At 69.0% G+C, this 25,836-nt stretch carries 24 protein-coding genes; 11 read left to right on the top strand and 13 right to left on the bottom strand.

Features of this window, described 5'->3' with window-relative positions; translation table 11 throughout:
- The first annotated feature begins 38 nt into the window (after nucleotides 1-38).
- The 3 genes from ACIPYT_RS12005 (at nucleotide 39) to glpK (ending at nucleotide 4,156) form a co-directional block, all read left to right on the top strand.
- Nucleotides 39-1,748: an FAD-dependent oxidoreductase gene (locus ACIPYT_RS12005; RefSeq protein WP_401074175.1), complete on the top strand. Its 1,710-nt coding sequence runs from the start codon at nucleotides 39-41 to the stop codon at nucleotides 1,746-1,748.
- Between the two features lie 92 nt (nucleotides 1,749-1,840).
- Entirely contained in the window at nucleotides 1,841-2,602 is a 762-nt protein-coding gene (locus tag ACIPYT_RS12000; RefSeq protein ID WP_401074172.1) for an MIP/aquaporin family protein, read from the top strand.
- A 39-nt stretch (nucleotides 2,603-2,641) separates the two neighbouring features.
- Complete coding sequence (gene glpK / locus ACIPYT_RS11995; RefSeq protein WP_401074169.1) at nucleotides 2,642-4,156, top strand: glycerol kinase GlpK; 1,515 nt, start codon at nucleotides 2,642-2,644, stop codon at nucleotides 4,154-4,156.
- Nucleotides 4,157-4,256: 100 nt separating this feature from the next.
- Here glpK and ACIPYT_RS11990 read toward each other — a convergent pair whose 3' ends face one another.
- The 3 genes from ACIPYT_RS11990 to ACIPYT_RS11980 form a co-directional block, all read right to left on the bottom strand.
- A complete protein-coding gene (locus tag ACIPYT_RS11990; protein ID WP_401074166.1) occupies nucleotides 4,257-4,814 on the bottom strand; it encodes a hypothetical protein in 558 nt (185 codons plus the stop codon).
- Nucleotides 4,815-4,925: 111 nt separating this feature from the next.
- The gene (gene ffh / locus ACIPYT_RS11985) at nucleotides 4,926-6,485 is read right to left on the bottom strand and encodes a signal recognition particle protein (RefSeq protein WP_401074163.1); all 1,560 of its coding nucleotides are present in this window, start codon (nucleotides 6,483-6,485) and stop codon (nucleotides 4,926-4,928) included.
- 40 nt (nucleotides 6,486-6,525) lie between these two features.
- Nucleotides 6,526-7,110, bottom strand: coding sequence for a TetR/AcrR family transcriptional regulator (locus tag ACIPYT_RS11980; RefSeq protein ID WP_401074161.1), 585 nt, complete (start codon nucleotides 7,108-7,110; stop codon nucleotides 6,526-6,528).
- A gap of 132 nt (nucleotides 7,111-7,242) precedes the next feature.
- Here ACIPYT_RS11980 and lipB point away from each other — a divergent pair, with 132 nt between their 5' ends.
- A complete protein-coding gene (gene lipB / locus ACIPYT_RS11975; RefSeq protein WP_401074158.1) occupies nucleotides 7,243-7,896 on the top strand; it encodes a lipoyl(octanoyl) transferase LipB in 654 nt (217 codons plus the stop codon).
- Complete coding sequence (gene lipA, locus ACIPYT_RS11970) at nucleotides 7,893-8,885, top strand: lipoyl synthase (RefSeq protein WP_401074155.1); 993 nt, start codon at nucleotides 7,893-7,895, stop codon at nucleotides 8,883-8,885. Before lipB ends, lipA begins: the two co-directional genes overlap by 4 nt.
- Nucleotides 8,886-8,895: 10 nt before the next feature.
- On the opposite strand, the gene ACIPYT_RS11965 is transcribed toward lipA, so the two are convergent.
- Genes ACIPYT_RS11965 through smc form a run of 3 tightly spaced genes read right to left on the bottom strand, consistent with a single transcriptional unit; the run spans nucleotide 8,896 to nucleotide 13,928 of the window.
- Complete coding sequence (locus tag ACIPYT_RS11965; RefSeq protein WP_401074153.1) at nucleotides 8,896-9,396, bottom strand: DUF2004 domain-containing protein; 501 nt, start codon at nucleotides 9,394-9,396, stop codon at nucleotides 8,896-8,898.
- Between the two features lie 54 nt (nucleotides 9,397-9,450).
- Complete coding sequence (gene ftsY / locus ACIPYT_RS11960; RefSeq protein WP_401074151.1) at nucleotides 9,451-10,323, bottom strand: signal recognition particle-docking protein FtsY; 873 nt, start codon at nucleotides 10,321-10,323, stop codon at nucleotides 9,451-9,453.
- A 56-nt stretch (nucleotides 10,324-10,379) separates the two neighbouring features.
- Complete coding sequence (gene smc, locus ACIPYT_RS11955; RefSeq protein WP_401074148.1) at nucleotides 10,380-13,928, bottom strand: chromosome segregation protein SMC; 3,549 nt, start codon at nucleotides 13,926-13,928, stop codon at nucleotides 10,380-10,382.
- Between the two features lie 563 nt (nucleotides 13,929-14,491).
- Between smc and ACIPYT_RS11950 the strand changes: the two genes are divergently transcribed.
- The 5 genes from ACIPYT_RS11950 to ACIPYT_RS11930 all read left to right on the top strand — a co-directional run bounded on the left by ACIPYT_RS11950 (nucleotide 14,492) and on the right by ACIPYT_RS11930 (nucleotide 19,048).
- Nucleotides 14,492-14,770 (top strand): hypothetical protein, encoded by a 279-nt coding sequence (locus ACIPYT_RS11950; protein ID WP_401074146.1) that lies wholly within the window; start codon nucleotides 14,492-14,494, stop codon nucleotides 14,768-14,770.
- 12 nt (nucleotides 14,771-14,782) lie between these two features.
- Nucleotides 14,783-15,871 carry a GNAT family N-acetyltransferase gene (locus ACIPYT_RS11945; protein ID WP_401074143.1) on the top strand — a complete coding sequence of 363 codons (1,089 nt, stop codon included), beginning with the start codon at nucleotides 14,783-14,785 and terminating at the stop codon, nucleotides 15,869-15,871.
- Nucleotides 15,868-16,947: a GNAT family N-acetyltransferase gene (locus tag ACIPYT_RS11940; RefSeq protein ID WP_401074140.1), complete on the top strand. Its 1,080-nt coding sequence runs from the start codon at nucleotides 15,868-15,870 to the stop codon at nucleotides 16,945-16,947. Before ACIPYT_RS11945 ends, ACIPYT_RS11940 begins: the two co-directional genes overlap by 4 nt.
- A gap of 86 nt (nucleotides 16,948-17,033) precedes the next feature.
- Nucleotides 17,034-17,729 carry an ABC transporter ATP-binding protein gene (locus ACIPYT_RS11935; RefSeq protein ID WP_401074137.1) on the top strand — a complete coding sequence of 232 codons (696 nt, stop codon included), beginning with the start codon at nucleotides 17,034-17,036 and terminating at the stop codon, nucleotides 17,727-17,729.
- Complete coding sequence (locus ACIPYT_RS11930) at nucleotides 17,726-19,048, top strand: permease (RefSeq protein WP_401074135.1); 1,323 nt, start codon at nucleotides 17,726-17,728, stop codon at nucleotides 19,046-19,048. The genes ACIPYT_RS11935 and ACIPYT_RS11930 overlap by 4 nt, the downstream gene beginning before the upstream one ends.
- 7 nt (nucleotides 19,049-19,055) lie before the next feature.
- Here ACIPYT_RS11930 and mutM read toward each other — a convergent pair whose 3' ends face one another.
- From mutM to ACIPYT_RS11900, 6 genes are all read right to left on the bottom strand, one after another.
- Nucleotides 19,056-19,919 carry a bifunctional DNA-formamidopyrimidine glycosylase/DNA-(apurinic or apyrimidinic site) lyase gene (gene mutM, locus ACIPYT_RS11925; protein ID WP_401074132.1) on the bottom strand — a complete coding sequence of 288 codons (864 nt, stop codon included), beginning with the start codon at nucleotides 19,917-19,919 and terminating at the stop codon, nucleotides 19,056-19,058.
- Entirely contained in the window at nucleotides 19,912-20,598 is a 687-nt protein-coding gene (rnc, locus tag ACIPYT_RS11920) for a ribonuclease III (protein ID WP_401074128.1), read from the bottom strand. Before rnc ends, mutM begins: the two co-directional genes overlap by 8 nt.
- 23 nt (nucleotides 20,599-20,621) lie before the next feature.
- Nucleotides 20,622-20,831 carry a 50S ribosomal protein L32 gene (gene rpmF, locus ACIPYT_RS11915; protein WP_050721097.1) on the bottom strand — a complete coding sequence of 70 codons (210 nt, stop codon included), beginning with the start codon at nucleotides 20,829-20,831 and terminating at the stop codon, nucleotides 20,622-20,624.
- 2 nt (nucleotides 20,832-20,833) lie between these two features.
- On the bottom strand, nucleotides 20,834-21,328 hold the full coding sequence (locus ACIPYT_RS11910) for a YceD family protein (protein ID WP_401074834.1): 495 nt from the start codon (nucleotides 21,326-21,328) through the stop codon (nucleotides 20,834-20,836).
- Between the two features lie 125 nt (nucleotides 21,329-21,453).
- Complete coding sequence (gene coaD / locus ACIPYT_RS11905) at nucleotides 21,454-21,951, bottom strand: pantetheine-phosphate adenylyltransferase (RefSeq protein WP_401074126.1); 498 nt, start codon at nucleotides 21,949-21,951, stop codon at nucleotides 21,454-21,456.
- A gap of 49 nt (nucleotides 21,952-22,000) precedes the next feature.
- Nucleotides 22,001-24,172, bottom strand: coding sequence for an ATP-dependent DNA helicase RecG (locus tag ACIPYT_RS11900; protein ID WP_401074124.1), 2,172 nt, complete (start codon nucleotides 24,170-24,172; stop codon nucleotides 22,001-22,003).
- Between the two features lie 61 nt (nucleotides 24,173-24,233).
- On the opposite strand from ACIPYT_RS11900, the gene rsmD reads away from it, so the two are divergent.
- Nucleotides 24,234-24,860, top strand: a complete 627-nt coding sequence (gene rsmD / locus ACIPYT_RS11895; RefSeq protein ID WP_401074122.1) for a 16S rRNA (guanine(966)-N(2))-methyltransferase RsmD — start codon at nucleotides 24,234-24,236, stop codon at nucleotides 24,858-24,860.
- Here the strand turns inward: rsmD and thiL are convergent.
- Complete coding sequence (gene thiL, locus ACIPYT_RS11890) at nucleotides 24,830-25,825, bottom strand: thiamine-phosphate kinase (protein ID WP_401074119.1); 996 nt, start codon at nucleotides 25,823-25,825, stop codon at nucleotides 24,830-24,832. The genes rsmD and thiL overlap by 31 nt on opposite strands.
- Nucleotides 25,826-25,836: the final 11 nt, after the last annotated feature.

Genomic DNA, 25,836 nt, shown 5'->3' with positions numbered 1-25,836 from the left:
GGTCGATGCTGGGGGCAAGCACCACAGGGAGGTCGAAGATGATCGAGTCGACACACTCATCACCGGAGCGCGACGAGGTCCGCGCCGTTCGCGAATCGGGGCGTACCAGCGTCCTCATCATCGGAGCGGGGATCAACGGGATCTCCACGTTCCGGGATCTGGCCCTGCAGGGCGTGGACGTCGTCCTCGTCGAGCGCGGCGACTTCGCCTCCGGGGCATCCGCGGCGTCGAGCCACATGATCCACGGCGGCATCCGGTACCTCGAGAACGGCGAGTTCCGCCTCGTGCGGGAGTCGGTGGAAGAGCGCAACGGGCTGCTCAAGATCGCCCCCCACTACGTCAAGCCGCTGCAGACCACGATCCCGATCTACTCGACGTTCTCGGGCATCCTCTCCGCGCCGCTGCGTTTCCTCACGCACAAGAGCGGCAAGCCGCAGGAGCGCGGTGCATTCCTCATCAAGGTCGGACTGACGATCTACGACACGTTCTCGCGCGACGGCGGCACCGTGCCGCGGCACCGCTTCCTCGGCCGCAAGAAGTCGCTCGCGGAGCTTCCGCACCTCGACCCGAACATCAAGTACACCGCGACGTACTACGACGCGTCGATGCACGACCCCGAGCGCCTCGCCCTCGATGTGCTGCAGGACGGTCGCTCGGCCCACCCCGGCGCTGTCGCGCTGAACTACGTCGAAGCGATCGCCCGCGACGGCGAGAAGGTCGTGCTCCGCGACCGCGAGAGCGGCACGGAGTTCACGGTCGCCGCCGACGTCGTCGTCAACGCCTCCGGCCCCTGGACCGACCTCACGAACGACGCCCTCGGCGCCGACACGCGCTTCATGGGCGGCACCAAGGGATCGCACATCGTGCTCGACCACCCCGAGCTCCTCGAGGCGACCCGCGGACGCGAGATCTTCTTCGAGCACTCCGACGGCCGCATCGTGCTGATCTACCCGCTCAAGGGACGGGTGCTCGTCGGAACCACCGACATCGACGCCGATCCGCGAGAGGTCCCGGTGTGCACCGAGGAGGAGATCGACTACTTCTTCGACCTCATCCACCACGTGTTCCCGCAGATCGATGTGACGCGTGAGCAGATCGTGTACAACTTCTCCGGCATCCGCCCTCTCCCCCGTCACGAGGACACCGCGCCGGGATTCGTGTCGCGCGACTACCGCATCGAGGTCGACGAGAAGGGCGCCGTTCCTCTCGTGAGTCTGGTCGGCGGGAAGTGGACGACGTTCCGCGCTCTCGGCGAATCCCTGTCGGACGTCGTGCTCGGCCTCGTCGGCCGCACCCGCACGGTCTCGACCGCCGGCCGTGCGATCGGCGGCGGGCGCGACTTCCCGCGCACCGAGAAGGCGCGTCGCATCTGGATCCAGGAGAACCTGCCCGGAGCGGGCGACCGCTCTGACAAGCTCCTCGCCCGATATGGCACCCGCGCGGCACAGGTCTGGGAGTACATCGAGCAGGGCGACGACACGCCGCTCGCCGGTGGCGACCTCTCCACGCGCGAGCTGGAGTGGATGGTGAGCCGCGAGCTCGTCGCCCGGCTGCAGGACGTGATCCTCCGCCGCACGAGCATCGCCTTCACCGGTAACGCCGATGCCGACGTGCTCGAGGAGATCGCCGACGCACTGGCCCCGCTCCTCGGCTGGGACCGGGAACGCCGCGACGCAGAACTCGAGCAGACCCGCCTCCTGCTGAACGAACGACACGGACTCCAGATCCCGTCCCGCGCACGCGGCTGACGGGACCTTCCCACGTCGCCCTCCTCGCGACGAAACTCCCATAACGTGCCGGGGTTGAGGGGCTCCGGCACACAAGAAAGGTCAATGAAGACATGACTGAAGTGAATCTCGGTCTCTACTTCCTGTCGGAGTTCGTCGGCACGGCGATGCTGGTGCTCCTCGGATGTGGAGTCGTCGCGAACGTCGCACTCGCCAAGACCAAGGGTTACGGCGGCGGCTTCCTGATGGTCAACTGGGGATGGGGTCTCGCGGTCTTCGTGGGTGTCCTCGCCTCGGCCTACTCGGGCGCCATCCTCAACCCTGCCGTCGGCATCGGCCTGCTCATCGCCGACAAGATCGACTTCTCGCAGTTCGCGGTCGCGACCGCTGCAGAGATGCTGGGTGCGATCGTCGGTGCGATCCTCGTCTGGCTGGCCTACAAGCAGCACTTCGACGACGAGCCCGAAGCCGCCAACAAGCTCGGCGTGTTCTCGACCGGACCGTCGATCCGCTCCTACGGCTGGAACCTCGTCACCGAGGTCATCGGCACGTTCGTCCTCGTGTTCGCGGTCTTCGCCTTCGCCGACTACGGCGTCGCCGACATCGGCGTCCCCGGAGGCCTCGGACCGCTCAGCGCACTGCCCGTCGCCCTCGTCGTGGTCTCGATCGGCGCGTCGCTCGGTGGCCCGACCGGATACGCCATCAACCCTGCCCGTGACCTCGGTCCGCGCATCGCCCACGCGATCCTCCCGATCAAGGGCAAGGGCTCGAGCGACTGGTCGTACGCGTGGGTTCCGGTCGTGGGTCCGCTCGTCGGCGGTTCGCTCGCCGCTCTGGCCGCCCCGGTCCTTCTGGGCCTCGCCGCTGCCGCCTGACGCCGACTGCTCGCATCGTAATTCAAAGGAGAACACACAATGGCTGACTACATCATCGCGATCGACCAGGGCACGACCTCGAGTCGCGCGATCATCTTCGACAAGAAGGGCAGCATCGTCGCGACGGGTCAGAAGGAGCACGAGCAGATCCTGCCGAAGGCCGGCTGGGTCGAGCACGACGCCGCCGAGATCTGGCGCAACGTGCAGGAGGTCATCGGCCTCGCACTGAGCCGTGCCGACCTCACCCGTCACGACATCGCCGCGGTGGGCATCACCAACCAGCGCGAGACCGCCGTGGTCTGGGACAAGAACACCGGCAAGCCGGTGTACAACGCGATCGTCTGGCAGGACACGCGCACGCAGGAGATCGTCGACCGTCTCGCGGGCGACGAGGGCGTGGACCGGTTCAAGTCCGTCGTCGGGCTGCCGCTCGCGACCTACTTCTCGGGAACCAAGATCACCTGGATCCTCGAGAACGTCGACGGGGCGCGCGCGAAGGCCGAGGCCGGCGACCTGCTGTTCGGCACCACCGACAGCTGGGTCCTGTGGAACCTCACGGGCGGTGTCGAGGGCGGCGTGCACGCCACGGACGTCACGAACGCGTCGCGCACGATGTTCATGGACCTCGAGACGCTCGAGTGGCGTGACGACATCCTCGAGGCGTTCGGAGTGCCGCGCTCGATGATGCCGGAGATCCGCTCGTCGTCCGAGGTGTACGGCGCAGCGGAGAGCTCCTCGCTGCTGCGTGAGACGCCGATCGCCGGCATCCTCGGCGACCAGCAGGCGGCGACGTTCGGCCAGGCCGCGTTCGACAAGGGCGAGAGCAAGAACACCTACGGCACCGGCTGCTTCCTCATCTTCAACACGGGCGAGGAGATCGTCCGCTCGAAGAACGGGCTGCTCACGACCGTCGGCTACAAGCTCGGCGACCAGCCGACCCACTATGCGCTCGAGGGATCGATCGCCGTGACGGGTTCGCTCATCCAGTGGCTGCGCGACCAGCTCGGCATCATCGACTCCGCCCCGCAGGTCGAGGAGCTCGCTGACAAGGTCGACGACAACGGCGGCGTGTACATCGTTCCCGCGTTCTCGGGTCTGTTCGCTCCGTACTGGCGACCCGACGCACGCGGTGCGATCGTCGGTCTCACCCGGTACGCGAACAAGAACCACATCGCGCGCGCAGCGCTCGAGGCGGTCGCCTTCCAGACCCGCGACGTGCTCGACGCCGTCAACGCCGACGCCGGAGTCGATCTCACCGAACTGAAGGTCGACGGCGGCATGGTGGCGAACGACGCGCTCATGCAGTTCCAGGCCGATGTGCTCGGCGTCGAGGTCGTGCGACCCGTCGTCGCCGAGACCACGGCGCTCGGCGCGGCCTACGCGGCCGGACTCGCGGTCGGGTTCTGGAACGGCCTCGACGACCTCTCCGCCAACTGGCAGGAGGACAAGCGCTGGTCGCCGACCTTGGACGAGGCCGAGCGCGACCGTCAGCTGCGCCTGTGGCGCAAGGCCGTCACGAAGTCGATGGACTGGGTCGACGACGACGTGAAGTGATCTCAGGATGCTGAGGGAGCGGGCTCGGGGGTTCTCCCCGGGCCCGCTCCTCCATGTCGTCGCGGCCTATCGACCGCATCCCTGCGCTCGAACGACGACCTCATCTTCTTCGTGAGGGCGGAGACTGGATCCACGTGTGCTCGCCGCCGGATTCACGACCGGGGTGCGTATTCGCGATTCGTAGTGCGGTTCGCATCCGCTCGACCACGAGTTTGTCAGCGACGTCGACGGCGACTTGATCGTTGTCTGTGATCGCCTTCGACACTGCCCGGACCGCGTCGTTGACGTCGTCGGGGCCGACGATCGTAAGCGGAGCGGATGCCTCTGCGAAACTGGCGAGCAAGGCGGTCGACTCTTTGTGAATGTCGGCCATTCTCGCGGATGCGGCTTTATCACCCGCGGCGGCTTCCGCTTGAGTCTTGCGAAACTTCTGGATGAGAGACCGCGCATTAGTGACGTAGACGCGCGACGCGATGAAGGCGGCAAGCCGCTGTTCCCTGATCCATTTGTCGTGTTCGCGACGACTTTGAATCCACGCGCCGAGCAACGCAGCGCCAGCGGTGAGTGCAACGCCACCGAAGATCGAAAGCACAGCCAAGAGAGTCGGGTCGATTGCGACCTCTCGAGTACTGGCAGCGGTGGCGACAAGCGGAATCACTCGCTGATCCTATCGACGCGAGACATCTGCATCTCAGTTCTCTGACTCATCGCGTCGAACACCGCCGAGCCTGCCCTTGCAGAACCGACGCTCCGCGGCGGCGGAGACGTCTCAGTTCTTGCCGAAGAGTTTCTGGATCTCGGCGAGGTCTGCGTCGCTCGGAGCCTTGGCACCGCCGCCCAAGCCGAAGCCCGATCCGGTCGGCGTGGCCGCCGGGGCCAGGCCCGCGTTCTCGGCGGCGCGCTTGGCGGGGTTGCCCGACCGGGAACCCGAAGCCTTGCCCTTGCCCTTCTTGCCGCGCTTCGACGACGCCCCGGGGCGACCCATGCCGGGCACCGGCCCCATTCCGGGGATGTTCGGCGTCCCGCCTCGAGCGACCGTCTTCATCATCTTCGCGGCCTGGTCGAAGCGCTGCACCAGCTGGTTGACGTCGGTGACGGTCATGCCCGATCCCTTGGCGATACGCAGACGACGCGAGCCGTTGAGCACCTTGGGATTGCGGCGCTCGCCCGGCGTCATCGATCGGATGATCGCCTCGGTGCGGTCGATCTCGCGCTCGTCGAAGTCTTCGAGCTGCTGCTTCATCTGCCCCATGCCCGGGAGCATCCCGAGCATCTTCTTCATCGACCCCATCTTCTTCATCTGCTGAAGCTGGTCGAGGAAGTCCTCGAGCGTGAACTGCTCGGTCGCGAGCTTCTCCGCCATCTTGGCGGCCTCTTCCTCGTCGAAGGCCTGCTGGGCCTGCTCGATGAGGGTGAGGATGTCGCCGAGGTCGAGGATGCGGCTCGCCATGCGGTCGGGGTGGAACGGCTCGAGGTCCTCGAGGCGCTCGCCCGTCGAGGCGAAGATGATGGGGCGCCCGGTGACCGAGGCGACCGAGAGCGCCGCACCACCGCGTGCGTCGCCGTCGAGCTTCGACAGCACGACGCCGGTGAAGTCGACGCCCTCCTGGAAGGCCTTCGCGGTGTTGACGGCATCCTGACCGATCATGGCGTCGATCACGAACAGGACCTCGTCGGGGTCGACGGCCGCGCGGATGTCGGCCGCCTGCTTCATGAGCTCGGCGTCGACGCCGAGGCGTCCGGCGGTGTCGATGATGACGACGTCATGCTGCTGACGGCGAGCGTGCTCGACGCCGTCGCGCGAGACCTTCACGGGGTCGCCGATGCCGTTGCCGGGCTCGGGTGCGTAGATCGTGGCGCCAGCCTGCTCGGCGACGACCTGCAGCTGGTTCACGGCGTTCGGGCGCTGGAGGTCGGCGGCGACCAGCAGAGGTGTGTGCCCCTCGCCTTCGAGCTGCTTCGCGAGCTTGCCCGCGAACGTCGTCTTTCCGGAGCCCTGGAGGCCCGCGAGCATGATGACGGTCGGCGCGGTCTTCGCGAACTGCAGGCGGCGCTGTGCGCCGCCGAGGATGGCGATGAGCTCCTCGTTGACGATCTGCACGACCTGCTGCGCCGGATTCAGGGCCTTGTTGACCTCGTCGCCGAGCGCGCGCTCGCGCACCTTGGCGGTGAAGTCCTTTACGACCGCGAGCGCGACGTCGGCGTCGAGCAGCGCACGGCGGATCTCCCGGACGGTGCCGTCGACATCGGCCGCAGTGAGCTTTCCCTTCGTGCGCAGATTGCGGAAGGTCTCGGTGAGCCGATCGGAGAGCGTGCCAAACGTAGCCATGGTGCTACCGATTCTAGCCGAGGCCTTCGCGACGGACGGCTCAGCCCCAGCGCAGGTCGTCGAGGGTCGTCAAGGCCTCCGCGAGCACCGTCTCGGGTGCCGAGTACCCCGCACCCTGCTCGGCCCAGACGCGCAGCGACGACAGCACGGCAGCGGCGTACGCGGCGCCCAGGATCTCCGCACGAATCGCCGGGATGCCGGACGCGGAAGCCGCGGCCGCGACGATCGACGCGAGCCGAGCCAGCCGCAGGGCGCTGTCACGCGTGAGCTCGTCGTCGAGTCCCATCGCATCCCGGTTGCGCAGCGCGAGCGCGAGGGGGTCGGGGGCGAAACCGTGCAGAGCCTCCACGAGGATGCCGCGCGTGGACGCCGCATCCGCGCTCTTCTCCTGCGCACCGAGCGCGAGGCCGACCTCGTCGATGCGGGCGTCCAATCCCGACCACAGCACGTCGCTCTTGGAGGAGAAGTAGTTGAAGAAGCTCGACCGGCTCACTCCGGCGCGCTGGGTGATGTCGGCGACGGACGTCGCGTCGTAGCCGCGCTCGAGGAACAGTTCGCACGCGGCCTCCGCGAGCGTCTCTCGAGACGACGCCTTCGGTCGCCCTGCTCCTCGCGTGCTGGTCATGAGGACACGGTATCGCGGGTCCAGAGGCACCGACGCCCCCGCATCCTCGAAGGAGTATTGTTAGACGCGATCCATCTATGGCGCGCTGTTTCAGACGTCGCCGAGACCGACAGCCCCACGAGGGAGTGCAGCATGATCGACATCGTCAACGCCGGACTGGCTCCGACCTACGTCCCCTACACCGACGGGTGGGAGCTGCAACGGCGCGTGCACGCAGACGTCGTGGACGGCACGCGTCCGGACACGCTGTTGCTGCTCGAGCACGAAGCCGTCTACACCGCGGGCAAGCGCACCGAGGCGCACGAGCGCCCGCAAGACGGCACCCCGGTCGTCGACGTCGACCGCGGAGGCAAGATCACGTGGCACGGGCCGGGCCAGCTCGTCGGATACCCCATCGTCCGGCTCTCGGAGCCCATGGACGTCGTCGCGCACGTGCGACGGCTCGAGAGCATCCTCATCGACGTCCTGCGGCCGTTCGGCGTCGACGGCTACCAGGTCGACGGGCGCAGCGGCGTCTGGGTGCGCCGACCGCTCTCCGAGGACAAGGTCGCCGCGATCGGCGTGCGCGTGCAGCAGGGCGTCACGATGCACGGTTTCGCGATCAACTGCGACAACACCCTCGCTGGGTTCCGCGGCATCATCCCGTGCGGCATCACGGACGCCGGAGTGACCACCGTGAGCGAGGTCACAGGTACCGACGTCTCCCCCGCCGACATCGTGGATGCCGTCGCCGCCGCGTTCACCGCCTCGTACTCGACCGCCCACCTCGCAGGAGCATCCGCATGACCGCCGCCGCACCCGAGGGGCGCAAGCTTCTCCGTCTCGAGATCCGCAACGCCGAGACGCCGATCGAACGCAAGCCGGAATGGATCAGGACCAAGGCGAAGATGGGTCCGGAGTACACGGCGCTGCAGTCGCTCGTGACGACCGAGGACCTGCACACGGTGTGCCAGGAGGCCGGCTGCCCGAACATCTTCGAGTGCTGGGAGGACCGTGAGGCGACCTTCCTGATCGGCGGCTCGCAGTGCACGCGGCGCTGCGACTTCTGCCAGATCGACACCGGCAAGCCCGACGCCTACGACACCGACGAGCCCCGTCGCGTGGCCGAGAGCGTGCAGCGCATGGGCCTGCGATACGCCACGGTCACGAGCGTCGCACGCGACGACCTGCCCGACACGGGCGCGTGGCTGAACGCCGAGACGGTCCGCCGCATCCACGCTCTCAACCCGAACACGGGCGTCGAGCTGCTCGCGAACGAGCACAACGCCGATCCCGCCTTCCTCGGGCAGATCTTCGAGGCGCGCCCCGAGGTGTTCGCGCACAACGTCGAGACCGTCCCGCGCATCTTCAAGAGGATCCGCCCCGCGTTCAAGTACGAGCGCTCCCTGAACGTCATCGAGCAGGGGCGCGACGCCGGTCTCATCACGAAGTCGAACCTCATCCTCGGCATGGGCGAGGAGCCCGAGGAGGTCGTGCAGGCGCTGAACGATCTGCACGAGGCGGGCTGCGACATCATCACGATCACGCAGTACCTGCGGCCGTCACCGCGCCACCTTCCCGTCGCGCGGTGGGTGAAGCCCGCGGAGTTCGTCGAGTTCAAGGAGGAGGCGGAGCGGATCGGCTTCCTCGGAGTGCTCGCCGGTCCTCTCGTGCGCTCGTCGTACCGCGCAGGCCGCCTGTGGGCGCAGTCGATGACGTCGAAGGGCCGGGAGATCCCCGCGCACCTCGCGCACATCGCCGAGGGCGCTGACCTGGGCTTCGCTCAGGCCGTCTGACCTCGCGGCGTCAGTCGGCGCTCATGACCGACAGCACACCGCCGTCGGAGCCCAGGTTCACGAGCAGCACGTCGTCGGTCGTGTCGGCGTCGAGCGCGTACTCGAGCACCGCGAACGGCTCGGAGCCGCCGTGCTCGTCGGCGAGGATCGTCATGCTCATGAGGCGCAGCGAGCGGATGATGTCGACTGCGGCATCCCCGCTCACGTCGACCAGCACGTCCGCGATCTCGTCTCCGTAGGCCTCCTGCTGCTGCAGGATGTACTCGGTCACCTCGCTCGTGCGATCGTCGACTTCCGACAGCATGCTGCGCCGAGCCGTGCCGTCGACGGTCTCGAGCCCGGCGATGAGCGACGCGGCGATGTCGAGCGCGTCCGCGGACACGTCGTCCTGATCGGGCGCCGTCAGGTCGACCGTGACGCTCTGGTCGCCGAGCTCCACGGTCTCCGACCAGAAGATCGAGCCGTCGGGGCCCGACGACAGGAGTCCGAAATAGTCGTGTTCGATCGCCATACCGCTATGAAACCAGCCCGGTGGTCGTGGCGGTAGTCCTGTCGTCGCGTGTCGTCAGCCGACCAGCGACTGGACGAACACGTGGGGCGTGAAACCGCTGAGATCGTCGATGCCCTCGCCCTGGCCGAGGAGCTTGACGGGGATGCCGGTGCGCTCCTGCACCGCGAGCACGAACCCGCCCTTCGCGGAGCCGTCGAGCTTGGTCAGCACGAGCCCGGTGACCCCCGCGTGCTGCAGGAAGGCCTCAGCCTGCATGACGCCGTTCTGACCGGTCGTGGCGTCGAGCACGAGGAGAACCTCGCTGATCGGCGCCTGCTTCTCGATGACCCTGCGGATCTTCGTGAGCTCATCCATCAGTCCGCCCTTGGTGTGCAGACGACCGGCGGTGTCGATGATCGCGATCTCGATGCCCTCACGCTGCGCGAACTCGATGGTCTGATACGCGACGGACGCCGGATCCTGGCCTTCCTGCTGCGGGCGGACGATCGCCGCTCCCCCGCGCTGCGCCCACGTCGCGAGCTGATCGACGGCCGCGGCACGGAAGGTGTCGGCCGCACCCACCACGACGCTGCGCTGGTAGCCGCGCAGGAACTTCGTGAACTTGCCGATCGTGGTCGTCTTGCCGACGCCGTTGACGCCGACGACGAGCACCACGGCCGGGCGCTCGGTGAGCTTCAGGGTCGTGTCGAACTTGGCGAAGTGCTCCTCGAGCGTCTCGCGCAGCATCCGCTGAAGGTCTTTCGGGTCGGTCGTGCGGTAGCGCTCGACCTTCGCGCGCAGCTCATCGACGATGCGCTCGCTGATGTCGGGCCCGAAGTCGGCCGTGATCAGAGCGGTCTCGAGGTCCTCCCACGTCGTCTCATCGATCGTGGGCTTGACGAACATGCCGCGCAGCGCACGACCGAGGGACCAGGACTTCTCCGCCATGACTCCAGCCTACGGCTACGATCCTGAGATGCCCGCCGGACCGTCGGGTCGAGGCGTCAGACCGCGGCTGCCGCGCGGTCGCCCACGCGCTGGCCCACGACGGCCGAGACGCCGTCCTGGCGCATCGACACGCCGTACAGGGCGTCCGCGATCTCCATGGTGCGCTTCTGGTGAGTGATCACGAGGAGCTGCGAGCTCTCGCGCAGCTGCTCGAACACCGTCAGCAGGCGTCCCAGGTTCGCGTCGTCGAGCGCCGCCTCCACCTCGTCGAGGATGTAGAACGGACTCGGCCGCGCCTTGAAGATCGCGACGAGCAGCGCCACGGCCGCGAGCGATCGCTCGCCGCCCGAGAGGAGCGAGAGCCTCTCGATCTTCTTGCCGACGGGTCGCACGGCGACCTCGATGCCGGTCGTGAGCATGTTGTCGGGGTCGGTGAGCGAGATGCTGCCCGAGCCTCCGGGGAACAGCAGAGGGAACACTTCGCCGAACGCCGCCTTCGTGTCTTCGAAGGCGCTCGCGAAGATCGTCTGCATGCGCTCGTCGAGATCGCCGATGATCGTCAGGAGGTCCTGCCGCGTCTGAGTGAGATCGGCGAGCTGCTCGGTCAGGAATGCGTGACGCTGCTCGAGCGCTGCGAACTCCTCGAGCGCCAGCGGATTGACCCTTCCGAGCTGCGTGAGCTTGCGCTCCGCCTCGGCGAGGCGTCGCTGCTGGATGCGACGATCGAAGGGGATCGCCGTGTCATCGAGGAGCTCGCCGTCAGCCGGCTCAACTCCCGGGTCCTTGGGAACGAGCTGATCGGGACCATATTCCGCAACGAGAATATCTTCGTCGAGAGCGAGTTCCGACGCCACGCGTTCGAGCAGGCTGTTCAGGTGGAGCTTCTTCTCGTGGATCTGCAGCTCGAGTCCGTGCACGCTCTCCGTGAGCCCAGCGAGCCTCTCGCGCAGCGAGGACTCCTGCGCCCGCAGCGCAGTGAGCTCCTCGTTCTGCGCGGACCGAGCGGACTCCGCCTCGGCCAGCGCGAGACGAGCTTCGGTGACCGAGCGATCCAGCGAGTCGAGGATGCGGGGCAGCTCGTCCGCGACTCCGGATGCCGCCTCCCGCTGCGCACGACGGATCACCGCTCGGCGAGCAGCCTCGGCCGCGGCGTCGCGCTCCTGCTCACGCTGTCGTTCGAGACCGGCGACCCGGGCCTGCGCCGCTCGCACGCGCTCGCGCAGCGTCTCGATCTCGAGACGTGCCCTGACCTCGCCCTCGCGGGCGAGCTCCAGCGCTTCGAGCAGACCGTCTCGCGCCGACGCATCTAGCACGGGTCGCGGCGCCGACACGGCCTCGTCGAGCGTCGAGGTCGCGGCCTCCGCGGACTTCTCCGCGTCTTCGACGGCTGTCTGCGCCTGCGCCAGACCCGCCTCCAAGCGTTCGCACTCGGCGACGGCCGACTCGTGCGTCACCGTGATGCGGTTGACCTGTTCGGCGTGACTGGCGAGAGCCGCGTCATGCTCGCGGAGCGCACGCAGCGTCTCCTTCGCCTGCCGACGAGTGGTCTCGACCGCGTCGTCGGCGTCGACACGAGCCTCCCGCAGGGAGTCGACGATGACCTGCACCTCGGCGAGGCGGTCGGTGGCGGCGTCACGCTCGGCGGCGAGCTCGAGGCGTGAACGCTCCCCGCCCGATCCCGTGCGCAGTGTCCGTGCGGTGACCACGTCTCCGGTGGTCGTGACGATCGTGATCGCGGTGTCGCCGGTGAGATCGAGCGCCTGTCGCGCGGTCCGCGCAGCAGCGAGGTCGTCAGCGATCAGCACGTGCGACAGGATGCCGAGCACACCGTCGGGCGCGGTCACGGTGTCGACGGCGGGCGTGACCCCGGCGATCACCGGGAGGTCTGCGACGTCGGGGCGCCGCGCATCGGCGACCACGAAATCGACCACGCCTCGGCGCTGCTCGGAGGCTGCGGCAGCGAGGGCGAACGCATCCGCGGAGGCGTCCACGAGCACACCCTCCGCGAGCGGGCCGAGCACCGCGGCGATGGCCGCCTCGAACCCGGCGCGCACCTGCACGGAGTCACCCACAAGGCCTCGGATGCCGGCGCCCCCGGCCTTGACGATCTCCGCGGCCCCGCCCGACAGCGACAGCGCACTCCCGAGCGCCGCAGCCTTGGCCGTGAGCGCATCGACCTCGCGCTCGGCCGTGTGCAGGCGTTCGCGCAGAGTCTCACGCTCGGCTTCGGCGGCGGTCGCCGCGCGCTGCGCGCTCTCATACGCCGCGGAGTGCTCGGCCGCGGTGCCTTCCGGCGCCTCGGCCCCGTCGATCGACTCGAGCGCCTCGGCCGCTTCGCGGCGTCGTGTGTGCGCGGCCTCCAGCGCGTTTTCCTGACGAAGCACTGCTCCACGCACCGCTGCGAGGGCGGATGCCGCTGCATCGGCGGCGCCGCGCAGCGAGGTGAGACGCATGTCGTACTCCGACACGAGCGCGCTCTGCTCGGCGATGTCGACATCGAGCGTGTCGAGCTCGGCGCGCGCGGCGATCACCTCACGGCTCGCCGATGCCGCAGCATCCTGCGCGTCGCCGAGCCCGGCGGAGATGTCGGTGATCTCGTCCTTCGCCTCGTCGATGGTGGCCTGCGTGACCGTGACCGCGGTGACAGCGGCGTCGTCCTCCTCGGAACCGAGGAGCGCGAGGCGCTGGTTCGCGAGCGTGTACAGACCGCGCATGCGCTCCTGCACCTGTTCGAGTCCGAAGGCGACACCGCGCGCCTTGTCGACCGCGACGGAGTTCTGGTCCTGCTCGAGGCGCGTGATGCTCGCCCGTACGCCCTCGGCCTGATCCGAGAGCACCAGTCGCTCGGTGTGACGCTCGTGCTCGGTGCGGGTGTGATCGGCCAGCGCCGTGCGCAGCGCGACCACGTCGTCGGCGAAGATCCGCGCCTTGGCGTCACGTACGACGGCGGCGATGGTCTGCGCCTCGCGCGCGATCTCCGCCTGCCGGCCGAGCGGCTTGAGCTGCCGGCGGATCTCCCCCGCCAGGTCGCTCAGGCGCGTGAGGTTGGTCTCCATGGCATCGAGCTTGCGGAGGGTCTTCTCCTTGCGACGACGGTGCTTGAGGATGCCGGCGGCCTCCTCGATGAAACCGCGGCGGTCTTCAGGTGACGCCTGCAGCACGGTGTCGAGGCGACCCTGGCCCACGATCACGTGCATCTCGCGGCCGAGGCCCGAGTCGCTCAGCAGCTCCTGCACGTCGAGGAGGCGGCAGTTCTCGCCGTTGATCGCGTACTCGCTCGACCCGTTGCGGAACAGGGTGCGGCTGATCGTGACCTCGGCGTACTCGATCGGCAGGGCGCCGTCGCTGTTGTCGATCGTCAGCTGCACCTCCGCGCGACCGAGCGGGCCGCGAGTGGAGGTGCCCGCGAAGATGACGTCCTCCATCTTGCCGCCGCGGAGCGTCTTCGCGCCCTGCTCCCCCATGACCCACGCGAGAGCGTCGACGACGTTGGACTTGCCCGATCCGTTCGGGCCGACGATGCACGTGACCCCCGGTTCGAAGACGAAGCTCGTCGGCTGCGCGAAGGACTTGAACCCCTTGAGGGTCAGGCTCTTCAGATGCATGCGCGTACCGCGCTTCCCGGGTGGATCACGCCCTCACGCTACCGGAATCCCGCGCCAGCACCGGCATCCCGCGCGGCGCGGAGAGCAACCCGACACCCATGCGACACGCCGGACACGCCCGGGATGCTTGACGTCCGCTGTGAGTTGTCGCTACCGTGAACCTCCGGATCGCCACACGAAAGGAGGTTACCGATGATCACTCTCATGAACGCACAGGCCACAGGCCTCGCCGCGCCGTTCGCGCCGCGCCTCGCGCACTCGGTAACCGCCGGCGTCCGTCACAGCGCTCTGTCGTAGAACAGCACGCGGCCGCACCGTCGCCGCACTCTTCCGCAGAGCAGCAGCCGGAGGACTCCGCCCGTCATCGGGCCACAGCCTCAGCGCGTCTTCGCGCCACCACCCTCTGATCCGCCATCGGATCACGGACCTGCCGCACCGGCATCCGTGTCACCCACGGCTCCGGTCCGATCTCTCCTCTCGCGCCGTCGGCCGCGGTGAGCGACGACATCGCTCACCCTCATCGACGCGATCTCACCACCAACTCTTCTACGAAGGACACCATCGTGAACACCACGCTGTACCGCAGCACCATCCACCCGCCGGATACCGAGGACCACCTGGTCCTGCAGATCCCCGACCACGACGAGCTGCAGCGCCTCGCGCTCGCCGATCGTCTCTCGCTCCGGATCGGCCTCTGGCTGCTCCAGCGGGCGCAACGTCCGCGTCGGATCCGCCGATCGGCGGCATCGGTCGCAGATCCGTTCCCTCTCGACAGACGAGTCCGCTCGGCTGCAGAGATCAACGCCATGCTCGCCTTCGACCTGCAGCGTCAGCTGCGCTGATCGGAGCGCACAATGAGCATCAGAGTCACCGATGAGGCGACGCTGCATCCGCTCGTGCTCCCCGCACGGGCGGATGCCGCGGACGCGGGCGAGTTCCGTGAACTCTCCCGCGTCCGCAACCTCGTGTATCGCGAGATCACGGGTCGTGACGAGCAGGACCTGGAGCCCGAGGCTCTGCTGCCTCTCCTGCGCTCCCGTGAGGAACGCACCACGCTCGTGTGGGCGGTGCGCGTCGGCGACGAGACCGTCGGACGTGCCGTGGTCGACATCCCTCACGAGGAGGGGTCACGCGTCGCGATCGCCGCGATCGAGCTGCGCCCGCATGTCTGGGGGCGAGGAATCGGATCCGCGATCCTCCCCCACGTCGAGGCGTTCGCGCGCACGCACGGCCGCACCGTGATCCAGAACTGGACGGAGCAGCAGCACAGCGACGGAGCCCGCCTCGACGCGCGCACCGGAATCGGAAGCGTCCCGGATGACCACGTCGCCCGCTTCCTGACCGGGCACGGCTTCTCGCTCGAGCAGGTCTACCGCATCAGCGAGCTGCCGCGCACCGCGACTGCCGAATCGAGGGCTCGCGAGCTCCTCGCCGAGGCCGGCGAGGCCGCCCGCGGGTACCGAGTTCTCCGGTGGGAGGTCCCGACGCCGGCAGAGCACATCGACGGCTTCGCGTGGCTGAAGTCGCGGATGTCCACCGACGCACCGTCAGCCGGACTCGACGCGGATGAGGAGACCTGGGACGCCGACCGGCTCGTCCGCAGCGAACAGCGGACCGCCGAGATGCGGCAGCGGGTTCTCGTCACGGCCGCACAGCACGTCGACACCGGGGAGCTCGCCGGCTTCACCGAACTCGGGATCGGCCCCGATCTCACGTCGACGACGCATCAGCACGACACCCTCGTGCTGCGCGAGCATCGCGGGCACAGACTCGGCCAGCTGCTCAAATGCGCTGCACTGCTCCGCTGGTCGGACATCGCGCCCGAATCGCCATCGATCATCACCTACAACGCCGAGGAGAACCGGCCCATGCTCTCCATCAACGAAGCTCTGGGCTTTCGCGCCATCGGCTACGAAGGTGCCTGGAGGAAGGATCTCGAATGAGCACGACAGCGATCACGATCGCGCCGCTGCACCTGCCGACCTCGCTCTCCGACGAGGATGCGGGCGAGTTCCGCGCGTACGGCGATCTCAACCGACTCGTGTGCGATGAAGCGGTCGGGCTGCCCGACCTCGCGCCTGACGTGGAGCAGATGCTCCCGGCCTGGCACGACAGCACCGACACGCTCAGCACGGGACTCGTGGCGCGCATCGGCGACGACATCGTCGGGATGATCACGATCGACTACGCGCAGGAGGCCGACGCCCACGCGGCGGAGATCGACGTGCTCGTGCCCGATGCGTGCGCCGGGCTCGGCGTCGAGGACGCGCTCCTCGATGCCGCGGTGACCGAGGCACGGGATCACGGGCGCACCCTCCTGCAGACGTGGAGCCTGCACCGGCCTCTCGAGACCGACCGGATGATCGTGCCGCGCACCGGGTGGGGACGGGTCCCTGCCACGGCACTCTCGGACGCGCTCGAGCGCCACGGCTACGTCTGCGAGCAGGTCGAGCGCAACAGCGAACTCGACCTGCACGCCGACCCCGCTCCTCTCGTCGCCGCGCTGGCCGATGCTGAGGCCTTTGCTGGGCGCGACTACCGCACGGTGCACTGGATGGCTCCGACGCCGCCGGAGCATCGTGACGGGTACGCCGCGATCCTCGCCCGACTGTCGACGGACGCGCCGAGCGGCGACATGGAGTTCGTGGCCGAGGAGTGGGATGCCGCACGCGTCGTACGCCGGGATGCGCGCAACACCGCCGCAGGTCAGGCCTTCTCGGTCGTGGCGGTCGAGCACGTGCCGACGGGCGAGCTGGTCGCGTACAACGAGCTCTTGATCGGTGCGGACCGCACCGGCGTCACGCACCAGTTCGGCACACTCGTGGCGAGCCATCATCGCGGGCATCGTCTCGGGATGATCGTGAAGTGCGCGAACCTGCTGCGCTGGCGGGAGCTCATGCCGTCATCGGCCGTCGTCTCGACGTTCAACGCAGAGGAGAACAGGCCGATGCTGAGCATCAACGAGGCGATCGGCTTCGTGCCGGTCTCGTACGCCGGCGCCTGGCAGAAGCGTCTCTGAGGATCATCCGCACGGAGTACTCGACATCCCCTCGATCATCCGACCGACCGACGCGCCGAGCCCTCTGGCCTCGGGAGGCTGGAGACATGAACTCCTCCGTCCTCGAAGCCCGAGCCCTCCACAAGTCCTATGGCACCACGCACGCCCTCGCCGGGGTGGACCTCACGATCCACCGCGGTGAGGCCGTCGCGATCATGGGAGCGTCGGGCTCGGGCAAGACGACTCTTCTGCACATCCTCGCCGGTATCGTCACGCCGGATGCGGGCACCGTCACGTTCCAGCCCCCGGCAGGGCACCCTGTCGAGGTCTCGGCGCTGGGCGAGTCGGCCCGATCGCGCATGCGCCGCGAGTCCTTCGGCTTCGTCTTCCAACAGGGCCTGCTCATCCCCGAACTCACTGCCGTCGAGAATGTCGCGCTCGCATCGATGATCACCGGTGTGAAGAAGGCGGATGCCGTGCAGCGTGCGGCGTCATGGCTCGCGGCTCTCGGTCTCGCGGGCATGGAGGATCGTCGGATCGGCGAGCTCTCAGGCGGGCAGGCGCAGCGCGTCGCGATCGCTCGCGCACAGGTCACCGGAGCCGAGCTGGTGTTCGCCGACGAACCCACGGGCGCCCTCGACTCGCGAACGTCGCAGGAGGTGATGGATGCCCTGCTGTGGTCGACCGTCGGCCAGGGGCGCACCCTGCTCGTCGTGACGCATGACCCCGAGGTGGCGTCCCGGTGCTCGCGGATCGTGTCGGTGCGCGACGGTCTCGTCGTCTCCTCGGGGGTGGCGGCATGAACACCCGTGTGTTGCGCCTGCTCCTGCGCCCCTCGCCCGGGCAGAGCGCTGTCGTCGCCCTTCCGATCGTCGCTTTCGGCATCGTCACGGCGCTGGTGCTCACGGTCGTCGGCGGCGCCCAGTCGTTCTGGACGTGGACGGACGACATGGCGGGGCTCTATCAGGCGCTCGCTGCGATCGCGCTGGTGCTGCTGGTGGTGCCGCTCGCCGGGCTCGGTGGCGCGGCAGCCCGACTGTCTGCGCGCCGCCGCGACGAACGGCTGTCCACATTGCGTCTGCTCGGCGTGACACCGGCCGGGGTCGGCACCGCGACGATCGTGGAGTCCTTCCTCCTCGCCGCGGCGGGGGCAGCCACCGGAGTGGCGGCGTACCTGGCGTCGAGCCCGTTGATCGGGATGATCCCGTTCCGCGGTGAGCCGCTCGGCATCGGCGCCGTGCTGCTGCCACCGCTCGCCATGGTGGCCGTCGTGACCGGCATCCTCGCGATCGCGGTGGGGAGCGCGGTGCTGGGGCTGCGACGCGTCGTCGTCTCGCCGCTCGGAGTGCGCATGCGCACGTCGACGTCGAACGTGCATTGGGTGCGCGCTGTGATCGCGGTCGCCGTGATCGTCGGCGCGTACGCGCTGATCTCGGTCTTCCCGCAGATCGCGGGCCTCGCGACCACGATCGTCGTACTGGCGGGGTTGTTCGGGGCGGCTCTGGCCGTGCTGAACCTCGTGGGCCCCTGGGTGCTCAAGGTCTCCGCCTCGCGTCGACTGCGCAGAGCGGACACCGCGGATCGCCTCCTCGCCGCGCGCATCGTGCTCGACTCTCCGAAGGCGTCGTGGCGTCAGGTGAGCGGGATCGCGATGGCGAGTTTCATGGCCGTGTTCGCGGGCACCGGTGTGTCGTTGATGTCGGCGATGAACGGCGACGGCATGTCATCGCAGGACGCCGCGCTCGTGGCGGACATCCGCACCGGACTGGTGATCACGCTGATCGGCTCGTTCCTCATGGTCGCCGCATCCGTCGGGGTGAACCAGGCCGCGGCGATCCTGGACGAGACCGAGTTGCACCGCAGCCTCCACCGTCTCGGGATGCCGCTGGAGACCGTCGACGCCGCGCGTCGGCGCGCGATCATGTCGCCGCTGTTGATCACGGCGATCGGCTCGGCCCTGTGCGCGGCGGTGCTGGTCTTCCCGCTCCTGGGAATGGCGCTGCTCACCGCGCCTGCGTCGCTCGTGACGATCGCCGTCGTCGTGGCTGCCGGGATCGGCGTGGTGTGGGTCAGCACACGGGTCACCCGTCCGCTGCTCGCGCGGTCGTTCCAGGCGGCGTGAGCCCGGTTCAGCGGCGGCGCTGGCACCGGGGGCAGTAGTGGCTCGAGCGGTTCATGAACGCCTCGCGGCGGATCGGACCGCCGCAGCGCGGACACGGCTCTCCCCCGCGACCGTAGGCGTTCAGAGAGTGCGCGAAGTATCCGGCCTGCCCGTTCACGTTCACGTACTGCGCATCGAAGCTCGTGCCGCCCTCGGCCAGCGCCTTGTCGAGCACCAGTCTGACCTCGGCGAGGAGCCTGCGGGAGGCCTGCGTCGACAGCGACGACGCAGCGGTCTCGGGATGGATGCGCGCGGCCCACAGCGACTCGTCGGCGTAGATGTTGCCCACGCCGCTGATCACCTGCTGGTCGAGCAGGACGCGCTTGATCGCGCTGCTGCGTCGTCGAAGGGCCGCGAAGAACGCGGCGTCGTCGAACAACGGATCGATCGGATCGCGGGCGATGTGCACGACCTGGGAGGGGATGCGGGTGGGGCCGTCGAAGAGCATCTCGTCGACCGCGAGGGATCCGAACGTGCGCTGATCGGCGAACACGATCGCGAGGTCGCCGTGCGTCGGATGGTCGAGGTGGATGCGGATGCGCTCGTGGCGTTCAGCCGCCGCGTCGGGCGCGCGCAACAACATCTGGCCGCTCATGCCCAGGTGCGCGATCAGCGCGGACTCGTCGCCGTCGAGCGGGAGCCACAGGAACTTCCCCCGGCGATCGGCGGCCGTGATGCGGTGCCCTTCCAATCGCGCCACGAAGTCGGCGGCGCCTGCGGCATGACGTGTGAGGGCGCGCTCGTCGATGACACTGACGGCCGTGATGGTGGCGCCGATCGCGGCCGGCGCGAGTCCTGCGCGGACGACCTCGACCTCGGGGAGCTCAGGCACGCTCGTCGAGCAGACGCCAGGCGCTGAGCGCCGCCGCCATCTCGGCGGTCTTCTTGCTGCTGCCGAGGCCCGTCATCGACAGATCGCCGACCACCACGGTGGCCGTGAATCGACGGTCGTGATCGGGACCGCTCGCCTCGATCGAGTACTGGGGCGGCGTCGATCCGAGCCGTGCAGCCAGCTCCTGAAGACTCGTCTTCGGATCCATCGCGGCCCCGTAGCGCTCAGGGTCGGCGAGCAACGGCTGGGTGAGACGCAGCACGAGCTCGGTCGCGGCATCGGGGCCGGCCGACAGGTACGTCGCGCCGATGACGGCTTCCATCGTGTCGGCGAGGATCGAGTCCTTGTCGCGCCCGCCGGTCTGCTCTTCACCTCGGCCGAGCAGGAGGTGCTCGCCGAGACCGATGCCTCGCGCGACTTCGGCGAGGGCGACGGTCGAGACGACGCTCGCACGGCGCTTGGCCAGCGATCCCTCGTCGAGATCGGGATGCGTCGTGAACAGCATGACCGTGACGGCCTGACCCAGCACGGAGTCGCCGAGGAACTCGAGCCTCTCGTTGTGCGGGATGCCGCCGTGCTCGTAGGCGTACGAACGATGGGTCAGCGCCAACTCCAGAAGCTCCGCGTCGATCTCGACACGGAGCTTCTCAGGAAGTGCGCGCGTCCCTTCGGGGACCACTGTCACAGCGTAGGGGTCGCGACTCAGACGTCGGCGACCTTGCGGCCCTTGTACTCGAGGAACAGCTCGGTGCCCTGCGAGTCGGTGACGACCTTGGCCTGGTGCGGACGGCTGTAGACGACCTTGCCGTTCTCGACGGTCTTGACGAGCGCGGGAGCCTCGGCCTTCCACTGCGCGCGGCGCGAGCGGGTGTTGGAACGGGAGACCTTGCGCTTCGGGGGGTTACCAGCCATGACTAGCTCTCTTCTTTCTCGGCGGCCCGGCTCTCTGCCGTACCGTCCTGGTCTGTGATCTTCTGGAGCGCACTCCATCGCGGATCGATGGGAGCGGCCTGCTCCGACCCGGTGCTCTCGGTCAGCCTCTCGCCTGTGATCGGGTCGAGCCCGAGGCAATCCGGCTGACACACCGGCTGGAAGGGAAGCGACAATACCGCCGCATCCCTGACCAGAGTTTCAAGATCCACGTGGTCGTCTTGAACCTCGAAGTCAGTTTCTTCCTCACCAGGATACGCGAAAAGCTCCTGGAACTCGACTTCGACAGGCCGGGCGATGTCGGTGAGGCACCTGCCGCACACGCCGGAGTACTCCGCATCGGCCGTTCCGGACACGAGGATGCCCTCGTGCACCGACTCGAGACGCACGTCGAGATCCAGCGCGGAGCCCTCGGCGAAGGACACGATCCCTTCGCCCCAGGGCTCGGCCAGAGTCACCGTGAAGGCATGCTCGCGCATCTCCCCCGGCTTGCGAACGATGTCGCGGACGGGGAGGACGAAGGGGCCGTTGAGTCGGGAACGCACCCCGCAATGCTACCGGCTCCCGAACGGGCGAGGCTGGTCACCGGCTGACCGCGGATGCGTCAGATGCCGCGGCCGCCCGTGTCGAGGAACGAGGCCACCGCCGGCGGGACGAACGGCGAGATGTCGCCGCCCAGCCCGGCGACCTGGCGCACGAGAGAACTCGACACCAGAGCGTGGGCAGGATCGGGCAGCAGGAAGACGGTCTCGATGTCGGCGAGATGCCGGTTCACGATCGCCATGGGCGACTCGTACGCGACATCGATCTGCGAGCGGATGCCCTTCACCAGCACGCCGGCGCCCACATCACGCGCGTAGTCGACGAGAAGGCCCATGCTCCAGGAACCGACGATGACGTTGCCGTCCACGCCGTCTTCCGCGATGGACTGCTCGAGCAGCGACATGCGCTGCGCGATCGGCAGCATCGCCTCCTTGCCCGGGTTGTGCACGACGAGCACGTGGAGCTCGTCGTACAGTGTGGCCGCGCGACGGATCACGTCGAGATGACCCAGGGTCGGCGGATCGAACGAACCCGGGACGACGGCGATCCGACTGCTCATGCCCCCAGCCTAGAGCACCGCTCCGATGGCCGATCGACGGCGCGAGCGGTCAGTTCTTGGCGAGAGCCGCACGATCCTCATCGCTCACGCGGCGGGTGATCGCCGAGCGCAGTCCCTGGTTCGCGGCGAGGTCGGGATCGTCGGCGAGGATGCTCTCGGCGAGTTCACGCGCCCGGATGATGAGCTTCGAGTCCTTGGCCACGCGCAGCAGTTTGAGCGACGACCGCACGCCCGCCTGCGCCGCGCCCAGCACGTCGCCCTCGCCGCGGAGCTCCAGGTCGACCTCGGCGAGCTGGAATCCGTCGAGCGTCGCCGCGACGGCATCCACGCGCTCGCGTGCCACCGAGCCGGCCTCCGACTCCGTCACGAGCAGGCACAGCCCCGGCACGCCGCCTCGTCCCACGCGCCCGCGCAGCTGGTGGAGCTGCGACACGCCGAAGCGGTCGGCGTCGAGCACGATCATGGTCGATGCGTTGGGGACGTCGACACCCACCTCGATCACGGTCGTGGCGAGCAGCAGGTCGATGTCGCCCCGCGCGAAGGCCTGCATCACGGCATCCTTCTCATCGGAGGGCATGCGGCCGTGCAGCACGGCGCGGCGAAGACCGCCGAGCGTGGGATGGGTCGCGAGAGCCTCGTCGAGCTGGACCACGCCCCACCGCGGGCCTGATGCGCCCTCCGGCTGGAGCAGGGTCTCCCCCGCCTCCGCGGTCTTCTTCGCGGTGTCGATCGCCGCGCAGACGGCGAACACCTGTCGACCCTGAGCGATCTCCTCCGCCGCACGCTCCCACACCCGGTTGAACCAGCCCGGATGCTCGGCGAGCGGGGCGACGAACGATTCGATGCCCGCACGCCCCTTCGGCATCGTGCGGATGACGGACGTGTCGAGGTCGCCGAACACGGTCATCGCGACCGTGCGCGGGATCGGGGTCGCGGTGAGCACCAGCGCATGCGGACTCGACCCCTTGGCCCTGAGCGCCTCACGCTGCTCGACGCCGAACCGGTGCTGCTCGTCGACGACGACGAGACCCAGGTCGGCGAAGGTCGTCTTCTCACCCAGCAGCGCGTGCGTGCCGACGACGATGAGCGACTGCCCGGAGGCGACGCGGAGCGCGGCCTTGCGTCGTTCGGCCGCCGGGAGCTGCCCGGTCAGCAGCGTCGGCATCACGAGCGGGGCGAGCTGCGGACCGAGCATCTTGGTGATCGACCGGAGGTGCTGCGCCGCGAGGACCTCCGTGGGCGCGATGAGCGCGGCCTGCCCACCGGACTCGGCGACCTGCAGCATCGCGCGCAGCGCCACGAGGGTCTTACCCGAACCCACCTCGCCCTGGACCAGGCGGTTCATGGGCCACGAGCCCACGAGATCGGCCGCCACCGCCTCGCCGACCGTCTGCTGATCGGGCGTGAGCGTGTACGGCATCGCGGCGTCGAAGCGTTCGAGCAGCCCGCCGGGGCGTGCGGGCCGTGCGGTGGCCGACAGCGAGCGCACGGCGTCGCGCTGCTGCAGGAGCGCCGTCTGCAGAGTGAGCGCCTCGTGCATGCGCAGAGTCCGCACGGCCGGGTCGATGTCGTTGCGGGTCTTGGGACGATGGATCTGTTCCAGTGCCTCCCGTGCCGTCAGGAGCTCCTCGCGAGCGCGCACGTCGGCGGACAACGGCTCCGGTACCTCGGCGAGATCATCGAGCACGCGGCCCACGAATCGCGCGATCTGCCACGTCTGCAGGCTCGACGTCGCAGGGTAGATCGGGATGAGCACCGCCGCCCTGGCATCCGCACGACGCCGTGCTGCGTCTTCGTCGTCGAACAGCTCGTACTCGGGATGGGCGAACTGCGTCACGCCGTTGAACTCGCCGACCTTGCCCGAGAACACGCCGCGGCGACCGACCGCGAGATCATCCGAGCGCCACTTGGCCGCCGCGAGGTTCTTCGCGAAGAACGTGAGGGACATCTTGCCGATGCCGTCGCCGATCACCACGTCCGCCATGGCGCCGCGACGGTTGCGCATCGCGCGGGCGCTCGACGACAGCACCTCGGCGACGATCGTGACCGTCTCGCCGATCGGGAGCTCGCGGATCGGCGTGAGCTCGCCCGGATCGGCATACCGACGCGGGTAGTGCGAGAGCAGATCGCCCACGGTCGTCATCCCGAAGGCACGGTCGAGCGACTTCGCCGGGGTGGCGCCGAGCGCCTCCGCCAGTGACGTGTCGAGCGTGAGCGGCATGATCCGAGTCTAGGAGTCGGCGCCGACACGGCGCGCACCGCGCCTGTCGTATCGTGAACGGGTGACGAGGATCATCGCCGGCAGCGCACGTGGAGCACGACTCGAGGTCCCGGGCTCTGGGACGAGACCCACGAGCGATCGCGTGCGGGAGTCGCTGTTCGGGGCTCTGGAGTCGTCGGATGCGATCGCCGGCGCGCGGGTGCTCGACCTGTACGCCGGTTCGGGTGCTCTCGGACTCGAAGCCCTCAGTCGTGGCGCCGCAGGCGTCGACCTGGTCGAGCACGGGCGTGCCGCCGCCGCGATCGTGAAGCGCAACGCTGCGGCCGTGGCGCGGGCCGGTGCGCCCACCTCGGCCCGCGTGCACCAGAGCACGGTGAAGGCGTACCTGCAGCGCGCAGGCGGACCGTTCGACCTCGTCTTCACCGATCCGCCGTACGACCTCGACGACGCCGCGATGACCGCCGATCTCGTCGCTCTCGCTCCGCTCCTCAGCCCGGACGCCACGGTCGTGATCGAGCGGGCGCGCCGATCGACGCCGCCGGACCTCGACGCCGCGGGGCTCGAGCTCCTCCGCGACAGGACCTACGGCGACACGCGCCTGTGGTGGGCGGCGCCCGTGGCGACCGACACCTCGGACACGGCGGTCGCCGACGAAGATCAGCCCGCCGCCGAGTCCCAGTCGCGGTAGGGGTCCCAGCCGCTCACGTCGACCGGCCGACCGTCGAGCAGCAGGTCGTCCTCGGCGCGCGGCCGCACCTCGCCGATCCGGCGGAATCCCGGCGGCAGCACACCGGAAGGGAAGGTCGCGAGCAGCGCGTGGTCCTCACCGCCGGCGAGAGCACGCTCCGGGTCATCGCCGAGCGCGGCACCGTCGAGTGCGATCGTCGCGTCGGACGCCGCGGCGAGTCGCCGCGCATCGAGCGCGAGCCCGTCGGAGACGTCCATCATGGCGGTCGCGCCCGCGGTCGCGGCGACGGGACCGAGACCGATCGGCGGCGACGGCCGCAACTGCGCCACGAGAGCGGAGCGCTCCCCGGAGCCGAGTCGGGTCGGATCCACCGGCACGGGTGTCTCCCCGTCGCGGAATCGCCCGAACAGCACCGCCAGCCCCCGGGCGGCGTCACCGAGTTCACCGGCGATCGCCACGGCATCGCCCGCACGTGCTCCCGCGCGGGTGACGGCCGAGCGGCCCTCGAGGTCGCCGAGCGCCGTGACCGCTACCGTCAGGACATCGGACACCGTGAGATCGCCGCCGACCACGGCACAGCCGGGGGCGAGCGCACCGCACGCCTCGCGGAAGCCGTCGGCGAGCTGCTCGACGAACGACAGGCGAAGATCGCGCGGCACGGCGAGAGCCACGAGCAGCGCAGTCGGCCGCGCACCCATCGCCGCGACATCCGCCAGGTTCACCGCGGCGGCCTTCCAGCCGAGGTCGTACCCGCTCGACCACGCGAGACGGAAGTCCGGTCCGTGCACGAGCGTGTCGGTGGTCGCCACGACGGAGCCGGACGGTGCCGCGATGACCGCCGCGTCGTCACCGGGGCCGATGACGGCGTGGGAGGCGGGCACGGTGCGAGCGAGGATCGCACGGAGGATGTCGCCCTCGGAGAGGTCTCCCAGGCGCGGGTCGTCGGAGGCGGGTCGGGAGGGCATGGAGTCAAAGG

The sequence above is a fragment of the Microbacterium sp. NPDC089695 genome, from assembly GCF_044749085.1.
Classification (GTDB): Bacteria; Actinomycetota; Actinomycetes; order Actinomycetales; family Microbacteriaceae; genus Microbacterium.
The sequence above is the reverse complement of the archived record's forward strand: the minus strand, read 5'-3'. Positions and strand labels throughout refer to the sequence as shown.

Excerpts from the sequence above, each read along its gene's own strand:
- ACIPYT_RS12005 (WP_401074175.1), top strand. The coding sequence starts at position 39 with ATGATCGAGTCGACACACTCATCACCGGAGCGCGACGAGGTCCGCGCC.
- ACIPYT_RS12000 (WP_401074172.1), top strand. The coding sequence starts at position 1,841 with ATGACTGAAGTGAATCTCGGTCTCTACTTCCTGTCGGAGTTCGTCGGC.
- glpK (WP_401074169.1), top strand. The coding sequence starts at position 2,642 with ATGGCTGACTACATCATCGCGATCGACCAGGGCACGACCTCGAGTCGC.
- ffh (WP_401074163.1), bottom strand. The coding sequence starts at position 6,485 with ATGGCTACGTTTGGCACGCTCTCCGATCGGCTCACCGAGACCTTCCGC.
- ACIPYT_RS11980 (WP_401074161.1), bottom strand. The coding sequence starts at position 7,110 with ATGACCAGCACGCGAGGAGCAGGGCGACCGAAGGCGTCGTCTCGAGAG.
- lipB (WP_401074158.1), top strand. The coding sequence starts at position 7,243 with ATGATCGACATCGTCAACGCCGGACTGGCTCCGACCTACGTCCCCTAC.
- lipA (WP_401074155.1), top strand. The coding sequence starts at position 7,893 with ATGACCGCCGCCGCACCCGAGGGGCGCAAGCTTCTCCGTCTCGAGATC.
- ACIPYT_RS11965 (WP_401074153.1), bottom strand. The coding sequence starts at position 9,396 with ATGGCGATCGAACACGACTATTTCGGACTCCTGTCGTCGGGCCCCGAC.
- ftsY (WP_401074151.1), bottom strand. The coding sequence starts at position 10,323 with ATGGCGGAGAAGTCCTGGTCCCTCGGTCGTGCGCTGCGCGGCATGTTC.
- smc (WP_401074148.1), bottom strand. The coding sequence starts at position 13,928 with ATGCATCTGAAGAGCCTGACCCTCAAGGGGTTCAAGTCCTTCGCGCAG.
- ACIPYT_RS11945 (WP_401074143.1), top strand. The coding sequence starts at position 14,783 with ATGAGCATCAGAGTCACCGATGAGGCGACGCTGCATCCGCTCGTGCTC.
- ACIPYT_RS11940 (WP_401074140.1), top strand. The coding sequence starts at position 15,868 with ATGAGCACGACAGCGATCACGATCGCGCCGCTGCACCTGCCGACCTCG.
- ACIPYT_RS11935 (WP_401074137.1), top strand. The coding sequence starts at position 17,034 with ATGAACTCCTCCGTCCTCGAAGCCCGAGCCCTCCACAAGTCCTATGGC.
- ACIPYT_RS11930 (WP_401074135.1), top strand. The coding sequence starts at position 17,726 with ATGAACACCCGTGTGTTGCGCCTGCTCCTGCGCCCCTCGCCCGGGCAG.
- rpmF (WP_050721097.1), bottom strand. The coding sequence starts at position 20,831 with ATGGCTGGTAACCCCCCGAAGCGCAAGGTCTCCCGTTCCAACACCCGC.
- ACIPYT_RS11910 (WP_401074834.1), bottom strand. The coding sequence starts at position 21,328 with ATGCGCGAGCATGCCTTCACGGTGACTCTGGCCGAGCCCTGGGGCGAA.
- coaD (WP_401074126.1), bottom strand. The coding sequence starts at position 21,951 with ATGAGCAGTCGGATCGCCGTCGTCCCGGGTTCGTTCGATCCGCCGACC.
- ACIPYT_RS11900 (WP_401074124.1), bottom strand. The coding sequence starts at position 24,172 with ATGCCGCTCACGCTCGACACGTCACTGGCGGAGGCGCTCGGCGCCACC.
- thiL (WP_401074119.1), bottom strand. The coding sequence starts at position 25,825 with ATGCCCTCCCGACCCGCCTCCGACGACCCGCGCCTGGGAGACCTCTCC.